Annotated in this window: 14 protein-coding genes and 1 riboswitch; of the genes, 5 read left to right on the top strand and 9 right to left on the bottom strand. The window is 38.0% G+C overall.

Annotation, left to right across the window (positions count from 1 at the left end; genetic code table 11):
* Positions 1 to 200 precede the first annotated feature (200 nt).
* From J2Y03_RS10800 to cax, 4 genes are all read right to left on the bottom strand, one after another.
* A complete protein-coding gene (locus J2Y03_RS10800) occupies positions 201 to 1745 on the bottom strand; it encodes a fumarate hydratase (RefSeq protein WP_310193777.1) in 1545 nt (514 codons plus the stop codon).
* 130 nt (positions 1746 to 1875) lie between these two features.
* Positions 1876 to 2073, bottom strand: a complete 198-nt coding sequence (locus J2Y03_RS10795) for an SE1561 family protein (protein WP_310193775.1) — start codon at positions 2071 to 2073, stop codon at positions 1876 to 1878.
* Between the two features lie 68 nt (positions 2074 to 2141).
* Entirely contained in the window at positions 2142 to 2912 is a 771-nt protein-coding gene (locus J2Y03_RS10790) for a YfkD family protein (protein ID WP_396954198.1), read from the bottom strand.
* Positions 2913 to 3364: 452 nt separating this feature from the next.
* On the bottom strand, positions 3365 to 4420 hold the full coding sequence (cax, locus tag J2Y03_RS10785; RefSeq protein WP_396954197.1) for a calcium/proton exchanger: 1056 nt from the start codon (positions 4418 to 4420) through the stop codon (positions 3365 to 3367).
* 190 nt (positions 4421 to 4610) lie between these two features.
* Between cax and J2Y03_RS10780 the strand changes: the two genes are divergently transcribed.
* A complete protein-coding gene (locus J2Y03_RS10780) occupies positions 4611 to 5789 on the top strand; it encodes an MFS transporter (RefSeq protein ID WP_310193769.1) in 1179 nt (392 codons plus the stop codon).
* A gap of 213 nt (positions 5790 to 6002) precedes the next feature.
* Entirely contained in the window at positions 6003 to 7919 is a 1917-nt protein-coding gene (locus tag J2Y03_RS10775) for a heavy metal translocating P-type ATPase (protein ID WP_310193766.1), read from the top strand.
* A gap of 207 nt (positions 7920 to 8126) precedes the next feature.
* Here J2Y03_RS10775 and J2Y03_RS10770 read toward each other — a convergent pair whose 3' ends face one another.
* Together J2Y03_RS10770 and J2Y03_RS10765 are read right to left on the bottom strand one after the other, a co-directional pair.
* Entirely contained in the window at positions 8127 to 8963 is an 837-nt protein-coding gene (locus tag J2Y03_RS10770; RefSeq protein ID WP_310193764.1) for a YihY/virulence factor BrkB family protein, read from the bottom strand.
* Positions 8964 to 8987: 24 nt separating this feature from the next.
* Positions 8988 to 9371, bottom strand: coding sequence for a YtxH domain-containing protein (locus tag J2Y03_RS10765; RefSeq protein WP_310193762.1), 384 nt, complete (start codon positions 9369 to 9371; stop codon positions 8988 to 8990).
* A gap of 173 nt (positions 9372 to 9544) precedes the next feature.
* Here J2Y03_RS10765 and J2Y03_RS10760 point away from each other — a divergent pair, with 173 nt between their 5' ends.
* Entirely contained in the window at positions 9545 to 9772 is a 228-nt protein-coding gene (locus J2Y03_RS10760) for a DUF1128 domain-containing protein (protein ID WP_132094139.1), read from the top strand.
* Positions 9773 to 9797: 25 nt separating this feature from the next.
* Here J2Y03_RS10760 and map read toward each other — a convergent pair whose 3' ends face one another.
* Positions 9798 to 10550 (bottom strand): type I methionyl aminopeptidase, encoded by a 753-nt coding sequence (gene map / locus J2Y03_RS10755; RefSeq protein WP_310193759.1) that lies wholly within the window; start codon positions 10548 to 10550, stop codon positions 9798 to 9800.
* A gap of 208 nt (positions 10551 to 10758) precedes the next feature.
* Between map and J2Y03_RS10750 the strand changes: the two genes are divergently transcribed.
* Complete coding sequence (locus J2Y03_RS10750; protein WP_310193757.1) at positions 10759 to 11091, top strand: helix-turn-helix domain-containing protein; 333 nt, start codon at positions 10759 to 10761, stop codon at positions 11089 to 11091.
* A gap of 54 nt (positions 11092 to 11145) precedes the next feature.
* Here the strand turns inward: J2Y03_RS10750 and J2Y03_RS10745 are convergent, their stop codons facing one another.
* A complete protein-coding gene (locus J2Y03_RS10745) occupies positions 11146 to 11295 on the bottom strand; it encodes an anti-repressor SinI family protein (RefSeq protein WP_310193755.1) in 150 nt (49 codons plus the stop codon).
* Positions 11296 to 11326: 31 nt separating this feature from the next.
* Positions 11327 to 11416, bottom strand: a riboswitch (cyclic di-GMP riboswitch).
* Between the two features lie 574 nt (positions 11417 to 11990).
* Between J2Y03_RS10745 and J2Y03_RS10740 the strand changes: the two genes are divergently transcribed.
* Positions 11991 to 12155, top strand: coding sequence for a hypothetical protein (locus J2Y03_RS10740; protein ID WP_310193754.1), 165 nt, complete (start codon positions 11991 to 11993; stop codon positions 12153 to 12155).
* Between the two features lie 26 nt (positions 12156 to 12181).
* Here the strand turns inward: J2Y03_RS10740 and hutH are convergent, their stop codons facing one another.
* Positions 12182 to 13699 (bottom strand): histidine ammonia-lyase, encoded by a 1518-nt coding sequence (gene hutH, locus J2Y03_RS10735; protein WP_310193753.1) that lies wholly within the window; start codon positions 13697 to 13699, stop codon positions 12182 to 12184.
* Positions 13700 to 13711: the final 12 nt, after the last annotated feature.

The following is a 13711-nucleotide window of genomic DNA, read 5'->3' as shown; positions in this document are numbered from 1 at the left end:
GAATCTTTAGTGACAATTTACAGTTTTATCTGATTTCTTTGGTGTTCGGTTTTCTGTGAACCATACAGCTTTTACAAAAACCGTACAGTTTCCACAAAACCATACAGCTTTTACAATTAACCGTACAGCTTTTACAAAACATCCCCCCCAATCACAAAAAAAGCAGACTCCTCATATGAGCGGAGCCTGCTTAAAAACCCTTAATTAAACACCTTATCCTTAAATTGTGCCAATTTTTCCAACGAAGACTTGTCTACATCTGCATGCAAACTGTTTCCATGTGAATCCATCGTTACAACGGCTGTGAAGCCCTCTACTCGAAGGTGCCACATCGCTTCAGGGATACCAAATTGCATAAGGTCAACACCTTCAACCCCCTTGATACAATCAGCATAATATTGTGCAGCACCGCCGATGGCATTCAGATACACACCGCCGTGCTCCTTAAGAGCAGCCAATGTACGAGGTCCCATTCCACCTTTTCCAATTACGGCACGAATACCAAATCTCTTCATAATATCGCCTTGGTAAGGCTCCTCACGAATACTTGTAGTTGGTCCGGCTGCTTTAACATGCCAGATACCCTCTTTATCTTTTAACATTACAGGACCACAGTGGTAAATAACTTGTCCATTCAAATCTACAGGTGAGTCATTGTCGGACAAGTATTTATGAATTGCGTCACGACCGGTATACATCATACCGTTAATTTGAACAACATCGCCGACCTTTAGCTCACGAATTTGTTCTTCGGTAATTGGAGCTTGAAGGGTAATAACGTCATTTGCACGTGCTGCAGCTATTTCTTTTTCCGCTTCCGTTTCAGCAAAATCAATGAATTCACCATCTTGGTACATCCACTCATTAATTTCCCCTGACACAGGGTCGACACTTACGCCTAAGCGACGGAAAGCCCAACAATTATAAGCCACCGATACATAGAAGCTGGCTGGAATTCGATTCATTACTCCAACTTTACAACCTAACAAAGTAGCTTCTCCGCCAAAGCCCATCGTGCCGATTCCCAATTTATTCGCATTTTCCAAAACGTACTCTTCTAATTTGCGCAAATCTTCATTTGGATTCACATCATCTAATGAACGGAATAATTGTTCTTTTGCTAAATCATAGCCAGATGAACGGTCACCGCCAATACCTACGCCGATGAAACCAGCGCTGCAGCCTTGCCCTTGTGCCTGGTAAACGGAATGCATAACGCATTTACGAATGCCGTCAAGGTCACGACCTGCTCGTCCAAGTCCCTCTAACTCACATGGCAAGCTGTACTGGATGTTTTTATTTTCGCAGCCGCCGCCTTTTAAAATCAAACGAACATCGATATAATCATTTTCCCATTGATCAAATTTAAAAACCGGTAATCCTGCTCCAAGATTATCTCCACTGTTCTCCCCTGTAAGAGAATCTACAGAGTTAGGACGTAGTTTACCTTCTTTGGTTGCGATTACAATTGCATTTTTAATCGCTTGTTTTATTTCCAATTGATTGACACCAACAGGAGTCTTGATCTTAAATGTTGGTAATCCCGTATCCTGGCAAATAGGAGAAACTTGGTCGTCTGCCATTTTAATATTATTTGTTATGGTAGCGAGGCTCATTGCTGCACTTGTTCCTGCGTTTTCCTTCTCCTTTGCCGCACTAACTGCACGGCGGACATCCTTTGGAAGCTTTGTAGATGTTTCAACTACTAACTTGTACATACTCTCCTGAAATTTCTCGATATTCACCAAAAGTACCCCTTTCCCCATGTCCGATTCGTAATCTATTTAAAAATTACAACTATTTGACGATTATTATTATACTCCTATAAACCCCCGATTTAAAGGTAAAGGTATTCAAAAAAAAAAGAGCCTGTAATTACACAGACTCTGGTGCTTCACGATGATTGAATTCCTTACATTTCGATTCTAATTCATCAATCATTTTAATTAAATTGTCAATATCATCAAGATCCGTATCCTCTGGATCAATAGCATCCAATACATCTAGAAACATGTTTAAACGCTGCTTTAAAAAACTAACTTGTGAATTTTTATCATGAGTTGGACTACCCAATTGTATCTCTCCCTTCCATGACATTATCCTATCGAAAGAGTACCAGTTCTGCAACTCATTCAAAATAATTATCTTGGTCTTTCTGAGGCAGCAAACCCAAATGAAACATAATCCTGCACCGGAATCCATGCCCCAATTCCTTGCTGCGTTACATTTTTGATTACAATGACTTTTTTGTTACCCTTTAGCATTAAATATACTTCACCATAAGTAACCTTCCCTTTTTCATTTACTGCAGGTGCGTAGGCATATAAGTAACCTAATCGATTCACAGGGATATTGTAGACCTGATCGTTCTTCGTTCCTCCACCAATAATGGTATCGAAGGCAAGAGGAAGTTGTGTTTTTTCCATTGCCTTTAACAGCATCATCTTTTTAACATCTTCTGCGCTGGCGATTTTAGCTGTTAATCCGCCGCGGATAACTTTTTGTGCCTCTTGAACGTAATGAATTTGGTAAGGCACTCTCCCACCACGGTTATCGTAATAATTTGTATTTATTTTTTGATATTCCCAGTTCGGCGATGTTTCAGTTGATTCATAATTTAATGGCCACTGACCTAGGTAGACGATGGCACGATAACCTAGTGCAAACGGTGTACTATTGACGCTTGACTCATTAAGCATACGAATTAAATCTGGATTTTCAATTTTAACCTTTGAAGAGTCAATAAGCTTTTTGGTTAATTCACTTGGCTGCAAGGTTGGTAAATCCTGTGTTGAATTAGGATACGTATTTTCCTTCGTGATATTGCGAACTGAAGGAGGAACTTGATAGGTTACAGGTTCCTTTTTAGCAGGTGCTTTTTCAGCCGAAGCTGTAGGCAGAAAAGCTAACATTAATAGCAGCGTGGTGACGACAGGGATAAATTTTTTCAAAAGAAAAACTCCTTTCACAATATAGCAGTAATAAGTCTGCTTTTAGTGTTTTCGGAGTTGAAAATTTTTATCCATTTTTACGAAATATTTCAAAAATAGTAATCTGAACATTTACAAAATTCTAATAATCAGTTATACTGTACTTAACCTTTAAAAAAAGGAGGGCAGTAATCAATCGACGAACCATTACCATTAAGGAGGTTGGGATTCCACTCATATATGATATTCAACACTCGTGTTTTTCATTTATAAATAAACATGAAGGTTGGTGATAGATGGTCCCAAGAAACGCGATTGGTTTTACCCGAATAAAGCATTAATGCTTGAACATTATAGCACAGTTAATTGATTTACCCTTACATCGAAAATTTTTAAAAAAGAAGACTCTGAGCTTATCGGCTCGGAGTCTTTTATTATAGCAGGAAGAACCCTATACCCATTATGAAATACGCAGCCAATAAGGTCAGTCCCTCAAACCAGTTCGACTCACCGTCATTGGAGATAACTACCATAAGCAGGACTGAGGTTACCATAGCAATTAATTCAGGCATCGTAAATACAAGCGGCATCGTTTCTGTAAAGAAAAGGGAAATTAACACCAGTACTGGCGCAACAAACATGGCAACCTGGAGAGTGGATCCAATCGCAATCTCGACTGCAATATCCATTCTATTTTTCATAGCCATGAGAACCGCTGAAGCATGCTCAGCAGCATTACCAACAATGGCTACAATAATTACCCCGATAAACAATTCAGTCCAGCCAAATGATTCAGCTACATATTCAAACGTGTGAACGAGGTTTTCAGATATGTAGGCGACAGCTAATGTTGCAACCAATAGAACGCCAATAGCCTTACCCTTTCCCCATTCTGGTTCTTCCACATGATGTTTTTCAGTATTTTCACTTTGATAGACACCGCGGTGGGTTACCAACTTAAAGAAAAGTGCAGCAAGATAAAGCATGATTAGAATAACAGATATTCCAATACTAAGTGTTAATGTTTTCGATTCATTCATTTCCATCGAAAAAACTTCTGGAATAACAAATGCTACGATTACAGCAAACATTAGCAAACCAGAATTATGCCGGGCATCGTGGACGTTAAATCTCTGCCTTTTAAATTTCAAGCCGCCGATAAAGAAGGATAAACCTGCAACAAGGAGGAGGTTACCTAGTACAGACCCCGTTAAAGAGGCTAGAACAACCCCTACCAATCCCTCCCTTAGAGCAAAGATGGAAATGATTAATTCCACTGCATTCCCAAATGTAGCGTTTAACAGACCACCGACCCGCGGTCCTGTAACAATGGCCAGACTTTCGGTAGCTCTCCCCATATAACTGGCAAGGGCTATAATTGAAACACAATAAACGATAAAGAGTATCATGGTTGGCCAATGCATGAGTGTCCCGATTACCGAAAGTGGGACACCAATAAAAGTAAGGAGCATAAATACTTTACCCACTATTTCCCCTCCTAAAAAGAATGTAAAACGTACAAAACTGTATAAGATTTCCTTCAACATGAGATTACCCTATTTTTCCCAATGTTAAACGAGAGCAGGAATATTTTACTTGCAAATGCTTTGTTTTCTCGTTACCATCTTCCATGTAGCCATTTTATGGTTTTACCCATCAACAAATAACGAGGAAACTATCATGAATAAAAATAATTCTCGACTCTGGATTTTAGTGACGATTGTTGCCATTTCTGGTTTTTCACAAGGAATGCTCCTTCCGCTTATTGCCGTTATATTTGAAAAAGGTGGAGTTTCATCGTCCCTTAACGGATTAAACGCTACCGCACTCTATATTGGGATTCTGCTCGTTTCTCCTTTTATGGAAACCCCTCTTCGAAAATATGGATATAAACCAACTATTATTCTTGGAGGCGGGCTTGTAGTCCTTGCCCTTGCCATGTTTCCACTGTGGAAATCCTTTTGGTTTTGGTTTTGTTTGCGTGCGCTGATCGGTATCGGCGACCATGCCTTGCACTTCGCTACCCAAACCTGGATTACCTCCTCCTCTCCAACCGAAAAAAGAGGGCGGAATATTTCATTGTATGGATTATTTTTTGGTATTGGTTTTGCGAGCGGGCCATTGATGACACCGCTTGTAAATGTAAATGAATCACTTCCCTTCATTGTTTCATCCATTCTATGTTTATTCGGCTGGGTGTTTGTATTTACCATAAAGAACGAGTTTCCTGAGCAAGAAATTGGAATAAATTCATTCTTCAACACCATCAAGCGTTTTAGTAAAACGATGAAATACGGCTGGGTAGGCTTCCTCCCCCCTTTCTGCTACGGCTTTTTAGAATCTTCTTTAAACGGCAGCTTTCCCATTTATGCTTTACGAATGGATATTGACATAGCAAGTGTTTCGCTCATGTTAACAGCCTTTGCCGTTGGTGGTATCATCACACAGTTGCCATTAGGGGTTCTAAGTGATTCGTTTGGCCGGCGAAATTTATTAATTATTGTTCTCTTACTTGGATTTTTCACCTTTACTTCTGCAAGTATTTTTGAACATTCTTTTATCGGCCTTTTTGTCTCCTTCCTATTATCTGGGATGGTTGTTGGCTCAACCTTTTCACTTGGAATCAGCTATATGACGGATTTAGTGCCAAGAAACCTGTTAGCAACTGGAAATTTATTATGCGGTATCTTTTATAGTTTAGGAAGTCTCAGCGGTCCCATTATTGGCGGGCTATTTATTCAATTTTTCAAAGGGATCAGTTTCTTTTATATTATCAGTACCATGTTGCTAATCTTATCCATCGTCATTTACGCTTTTGGTAAAAAGGCGTTTCCAATGGTAGAGCAACATAATTCCTAGGCTTTAAAGGAGCAAATTTATATTATTAACATAAAATGTATGATAAAATTAATTTAATAAAATAAACCTTTGAAGTCTGCAGTCATCTTTACGATGACTGTTCTACAATCTGTGCTGTCATCTCTTGATGACAGCTTTCGTGTTTTTTAAGGGTAGTGAAGATGATTATTTTTCTCAATTAGATTTAGATATAAATAGGAGGAGGGAACTGAAATGAGTACGGATGCTAAGAGATTATCCAAAGTGCTTCCAAAAGTAGGTTTTATTGAAAAAGTTAAACTTCATGCAGAACTTATTGCTGCTGGTTTAAGTGGTGTATTCATTGCAGCAGGATGGATAACGGACAAAATGGGAGATCAAGTTGCTTCTATTATTTTTTATTTATTGGCTTTTGTGATTGGCGGTTTTGCTAAAGCCAAGGAAGGTATTGAAGCTACCTATGAGAACAAAGAGCTAAACGTTGAAATGCTAATGATATTTGCTGCTATTGGTTCTGCCATTATCGGCTATTGGACGGAAGGCGCGATGTTGATTTTTATTTTTGCTGTAAGTGGTGCTTTAGAGACCTATACAATGAACAAAAGTCATAAAGAAATTTCTTCATTAATGAAGCTGCAGCCAGAAGAAGCCCTTCTTATTAATAATGGAGTGGAACGACGTGTCCCTGTTTCAGAATTAAAGGTGGGAGATCAAATCCTTGTAAAGCCGGGAGAAAGAATTCCTTCGGATGGAGTAATCAAGACGGGACATACAAACATTGATGAAGCTGCAATTACTGGAGAATCCATGCCCGTGTCGAAAGGGTTGGATAGAGAAGTGTTTGCGGGAACGGTTAATTTAACAGGAGCCATTACCGTGCAAGCAACAAAAACAAGCAATGAAACACTCTTTCATAAAATTATTGAATTAGTTCAATCGGCTCAAAGCGAAAAATCTCCATCGCAGCAATTTATAGAACGCTTTGAAGGAACCTATGTAAAAACGGTATTAGCTGTCGTTTTACTGATGATGTTCCTTCCATATTTCTTACTTGATTGGACCTGGAATGAGTCATTTTATCGTGCCATGATTTTGCTTGTTGTCGCTTCCCCTTGTGCCCTTGTTGCTTCCATCATGCCAGCAACGTTATCTGCCATTTCCAATGGAGCCAAAAGAGGTATTTTAGTTAAAGGAGGTGTCCATTTAGAGAACCTCAGTCATTTACAGGCTATTGCCTTCGATAAAACTGGGACACTTACTAAAGGAAAACCTGAAGTTACCGATATTATTGTAGATGAAAAATTTAATAAAGAGGAGCTTTTATGGAAAGTTGCTTCGATTGAGAATCAATCAAATCATCCTTTAGCACAGTCGATAGTAAAATATACAAAAGAAAATCTTAACCGAGTCCTTATTCATCCAGAAAATGTTGAAGATGTTTCTGGATGGGGTGTAAAAGCAGAAATAAATGGGGAACAGTGGAAAATCGGGAAAATGGATTTTGTTGGTAAAGAAGCTGCTTTGTCCTTTGCTGGGGGTAGAGCTGCAGATTTAGCCAGCCAAGGGGATACACTGGTTTTTGTGCAAATTAATGATTGTATAGCAGCCATGATCGCTTTAAAAGATGTTGTTAGACAAGAAACAAAGCTCGCTATCGACCATTTAAGGAAACAAGGTATTTACACGGTCATGCTGACTGGTGATAGTGAGAAAACGGCTAAGGCCATAGCAGATGAAAGCCATGTAGATCAGTTCTTTGCTGAATGCCTGCCTGAACAAAAAGTGGAGCAGCTTAAAAAGTTGAAAGAAAAATACGGAACCATCGCGATGGTTGGGGATGGGATAAACGATGCACCTGCATTAGCTATCGCAAATGTTGGAATTGCCATGGGGGAAGGCACGGATGTTGCCCTTGAAACAGCGGATGTAGTGTTAATGAAAAGTGACCTAGTAAGGATTTCCGAAGCTATTGAACTTTCTAAACGAATGAATACAATTATTAAACAAAATGTTATCTTCTCCATTACGGTGATTATGGTTTTAATTTCATCTAACTTTTTTCAATTACTTGATTTACCATTTGGTGTAATTGGGCATGAAGGCAGTACCATCCTTGTCATTCTCAACAGTTTAAGACTTCTTAAAAAGTAAAGAACCGGGCTTTTAGCCCGGTTTTATTTAGTGGTAACCATTGCTGCCGTTTGCAGATCCTGATGTTTTATTTCCTTTACTGCCTTTACCTTTTTGTTTTGTTCCACCATCTTTTTTTGTGTGTTTTGTCATGATGAGCCCCCTAGTAATTGTTTTGTTCCCCACATATATTATTTGCAAACTTCATAAGAAAAGTTGAGTAAGATTTTAACAATTTGATTTGTGTTTTTCACTATAGAATGCGTTAATTTCCCCGCCAATTATGATAATAAAACCAGATATGTATAACCAAATCAGTAAAACAATAATGGCTCCAATACTTCCATATGTTAATGAAAAGTTGCTGAAATTCCCTACGTAGTAGGATAAAGCATACGACGAAACAATCCAGCCAATTGTAGCAAATGCTGCACCTGGAAAAGCACTTCTGCATTTTAATTTAACATTTGGAGCAATCCAATATAAACCCGTGAAAACGACAAATAAAATAAGGGCGCTTACCAACAATCTTAACATATCCCAGATTCGGAGAAATTCCCCTTTAAGGCCTAAATAAGAAAAAAGAAATACACCGATTTCTCTTCCAAATATCGGGAGTAAAACAGCAACAATAAAAACTAAGATCATACCAAAGGTCAGCAGAATTGCCATACCTCTCGAAACGATAAATGAACGACTTTCTTTAACATTATATGCTTTGTTAAAGGCTCTAACTAAGGAATGAATTCCATTAGAGGCAGACCACATGGTGCCAATAACCCCAATAGAAAGCAATCCTCCACTTCGATTATTCATAACATAATTCACATTCTTCTCGATGAAGTCCATTGTGTCAGGCGGGGCAAACTCCCGAATACTTCCGAGAATATCAGGGTATGGAATCGGCAAATATGGCAGTAATGTAAAAATGAAAATAAGGAGTGGAAATAGTGAAAGAAGAAAAAAATAGGCTAGTTGGGCGGATAAACCTGGAATATCATCTTCTTCTATCCGGTGCCAAAGAAGCCTAAACAACGATTTTCGAACATTCACTGACTTCATCATTTCTCACCTCTCCCTTTAAACCTCTTACTTCTTGCTTGAGTCTTCTTCCACTTTGACCTCTTTCAACAAATCATCCATAAGGTCTGATTCTGTATCATCAAAAAAAGCACTTTTCGTTTCCATGACTCTTTCTTTTACCTGAGGGGTTAACTCACGAAGTTCGTCCACTTTCCCAGTAATATAGGAAATATCCTCACTCACCTGCTCAATCGTGTTTCTAATTTTATCTGCCGTTTCTTTTACATTTTCCGTGATTTCTCCAGGATGACGAACGACATAAGAAACTTGACAATACGCTTTTTTCACATTCACCTTCATTGCCTGACGAGTTTGTTTATCCAATAAGCTTAGCGCTCCACCCGCAATTGCTCCATATACTATACCCTTTAAAAATAGATTTCTAACCATTTTTTAACCTCCCCTTTCAATTTATTTTTATCATTCATTTGACTACTATGAAAAAAACACCAACATTCATTACTTTATATTTTGCTTTAAGCTTGCTGGTAAATGCAAGTTTAGATTGACATCTACCAATGAAAATGAAAAGATAAAGTTATCAATCTTGAAAGGGTGACGGGATGAATTTGTCTGAGAAAACCACTGAAAATGTAGAGTATATGATTGAACAAATAAAAGAGAAATTAAAGGTATTAAATCTTGGAGCCATTAAACCATCACACTTTGATGAAGAAATGTACGAGGAATTAAAAGAAATTTATGATATGGTCATGAGAAAGCCTTCTTTTAGCCCTAATGAAATGCAGGCTTTGGTAGAAGAGCTGGGAAATCTTCGTAAAAATAAGTAAAACAGATCTCTAAGGATCTGTTTTTTTATTTTTCTTGATTGGTTAATATAATTGGGCCATCTTTGGTGACAGCAATGGTATGTTCATATTGAGCAGAATACTTACCATCAATAGTCCGAGCTGTCCAGCCATTGTTATCCATCTTCGTTTGGTACCTGCCAATATTAACCATAGGCTCAATGGTAAAAACCATACCTTCTTTAATTCTTGGACCTTTTCCAGGCAGCCCGTAATGTGGTACATCTGGTTTTTCATGAATAACCGCGCCAATGCCGTGACCTATGAAATCACGAACAACCGAAAAACCTTCGCCTTCTACATACGTTTGAATGGCATGACCTATATCCCCGATTCTATTGCCTAGAACAGCCTGATCAATACCTTTATAAAGTGCTTCTTTTGTTACGTTTAATAAATGCTTTGTTTCCTTAGAAACGTCTCCAACTGCATAGGACCAAGCTGAATCAGCCAACCCTCCATTATAGTCGACAACCATATCTATGGTAACAATATCGCCTTCCTTTAATGGTTCCTTTCTTGGAAAACCGTGACACACTTCGTCATTGATACTTGCACAAGTAGCATATTTATAGCCTTTATAGCCCTTTTGCTTAGGTGTTGCCTTGTGTTTACTTAAGTATTCGTCCACAAACTCATCAATCTCCCAAGTTGTAATACCCGGTTTTATCATTTTTGCAATTTCTTTATGGCAAGATGCAAGGATTACTCCTGCTTTTTTCATTGCTTCTATTTCCCGCTGTGATTTAAGAACAATCATGGCTCTTCCCCACCCTTTATTATTATTTTTATGTATTCTTAGAGAATTGGAAACACATTTTAATATTATCGTTATATCACCCTTTTTTCAAAAAATATTTGAAATTGACAAATATTTTGTGTAAAATAGGTCGTTCTTAATATGGAACTTTACCAACTTTTTTGATAAAATTATTGTAGTGATAATAAATAGTAGGTGTGTGAGCTCAATGATAGGTGATCGTGTTAAAAAACTACGTTTAGAGAAAAAAATGTCATTATCAGAACTTGCAGAGCAAGCAGGAGTTGCTAAATCTTATTTAAGTTCTCTTGAAAGAAACCTGCAAAGAAATCCCTCTATTCAGTTTCTTGAAAAAATTTCATCTGTGTTAAACGTCCCCGTGGAACATTTAATAAATGAACAGATAAATAAAGAGGAATTAGATAGTGATTGGATGGGTATTGTAAAAGAAGCCATGGATTCTGGTGTCTCGAAAGAACAATTTCGTGATTTTCTTGAATTCAATAAATGGCGGGTCAATCAAAATAATAACGAAGAATAAAAGAACAAAGCATACACCGCTGTTTGGGTAGTATGCTTTGTTCTTTTATGTATCTTAGCGGTTCTTTACTAGTATCTCTGTGACTTCATTCTGATGAAGAAAATCAAGGATTGTTTCCTTCGAAAGACCTAGCTCTTTTGCCTCTACAATTAGTGCCAACCATTCTGCGTCCATACCATTCATCATACTATCAATTATTACCACACTCATTCACTCCTAAAATACATAGTGTATTCCAGGTAGCCCGGCCATCATAGTAAGTATGTCAAACCTTAGATCCTCGGCTTTGCGTCCCTATTTTTCAATAGGTTTGCCCTTTTCTGCTTCAAACCACTCACAAATCATCGATTATTCAGTATATTTATGGACAACTCTTTGTATTCCTAAATTTATATTTCCTACGCCTTATTATATCTAGTACTTTTTCAGTAGCGTGTTGGATTTTGTCAGTTAAAATTACCTTTTGAACCTTTTTTTCACACAAATTATCCCAAATTTCTACAAATAACCTTCCAGTACCTTCCATTATAAACTGACAACTGGAAGTTTATTGGATAATAAAGGGGTATTAGGTCGAAAATGCATTATTTTACCATTGGTGAGCTTTAGTAAAAACCTATGAAAAATCAATAAAATTTGTCTATTTTGTGACAATTGACATATACAATAAACAACATTAAAATATACTAAATATTAATAATATTCCAAAAATGGAGGTGGACGTATATGACATCCATTCACGTGTTGAATTACGTTATTCCGATTGCCTTTATGGTGTTCTTCGGTTTTCTACTTGACCGAATGTGCAGCCCATCAAAATCAGAAGATAAAATCAACGAAGAATAATAAATTCCCTTGGTTTGGGAATGATACATTCGTAGACGAAAGGAGTGTTTGATTTGGCACGTGGAGAACATTTTAATCATAAAAAGAAAGGTCATCCTGGAGATTTACCAAAGGATAACTTAGTTGAAAGACATTCAAAGGATGCCATTGGGGACGAAGAGTTAATTGTAGTACAAGAAGCATTTAAGAATAGAGTTGAAACGAAAGATGTAGAATAAAAGGCGTGAAATTCACGCCTTTTTGCTTATTTAACATTATCAAATTCTATAATGAGCTTCCTTAAGTCCATTTCTTTTAGACCTGTTGCAGCCCTTTCAATATCTTTAGAAAAGATTCGATCCTTCTTTATGGAAGGAACAAGTTCTCTTCCCTTCTCATACATCTTCTTGGTTTGGCTGGCCATTTTTTCTACCCCGCGAATTTCAACTGCTTGCATGGCACATATCAGTTCAATAGCTAGTACTCTTCTTGCATTTTGGATAATTTGATAAGCATGCCTAGATGCAATGGTTCCCATACTTACATGATCCTCCTGATTCGCAGAAGAGGGAATGGAATCGACACTTGCTGGGTGGGCAAGCGTTTTGTTTTCTGAAACTAGCGATGCCGCCGCATATTGCATAATCATCGCTCCTGACTGCAAACCTGGTTCAGGACTTAAGAAAGGGGGTAAATCATTTAATTGTGGATTTACTAATCTTTCAATACGTCTTTCCGAAATATTCGCAAGCTCTGCTACAGCAATCTTCATGAAATCCATCGCAAACGCAATCGGCTGGCCATGAAAATTCCCTCCAGAGATAACTTTTGCACCATCGTCAAAGATTAACGGGTTGTCAGTTGCTGCATTCATTTCAATTTCTAGTTTTTCCTTTACATAATCTAGTGCCTGCCAGGAAGCACCATGGACTTGAGGAATACACCTTAATGAATAGGCATCCTGCACACGATATTCTCCTTGTACTGTTGTTAATAAACTATCACTTAGGTATCGACGAATTCTTGCGGCAGTGTCAATCTGCTGCTGGTAGCCTCTAGCTACATGAACCGCTTCATCAAATGCATCAATAATACCATTCAATCCTTCCATCGTCATCGCTGCGATTAGCTCACTTTCAAATGCAAGCTGCTCTGCTTCTAGATAGCCGACAACGCCCATTGCCGTCATTGCTTGTGTACCATTAATCAGTGCTAGACCCTCTTTTGCCTCTAATGTAAGTGGAAGAATCCCTTCCATTTGCAGGGCATGAACGGATTCCATCCGCTTCCCTTTGTAAAAAACTTCTCCTTCTCCAATCAGCACTAAAGCTAAATGAGAAAGAGGAGCCAAATCACCGCTGGCACCAAGTGAACCTTGCTGTGGAATAACCGGTATGATTTCCTTATTAACTAGCTCTACTAGTTTTTCAACAAGTATGGGTCTAACTCCTGAATATCCTTTTAATAGGGCATTTGCACGTAAAAGAAGCATTGCTTTTGAAACAATCTCCGGAAAAGGTTCTCCGATGCCGCAAGCATGGGAGCGTATTAAATTTAGCTGTAAATCCCTGACGTGTTCTTTATCAATTAATACATCACTGAACTTTCCAAACCCTGTATTGATTCCGTAGACTACTCTTTGTTCTGTAACAATTTTCTCAACTGCTTCACGGCTTTTTTTTACAAAATCCATGCTTTGCTCAGAAGCAAAAACCTGTTCTTTTCGATATAAGACATCCTTCATTTGTTTCAAATTTAAACTTTGACCTGTTAGCATAATCATATTTCTCACCTC

The sequence above is a fragment of the Neobacillus niacini genome, assembly GCF_031457145.1.
GTDB lineage: Bacteria > Bacillota > Bacilli > Bacillales > Cytobacillaceae > Neobacillus > Neobacillus niacini_J.
Note: the sequence above shows the minus strand (reverse complement) of the source record. Positions and strands in the feature narration are given on the sequence as shown.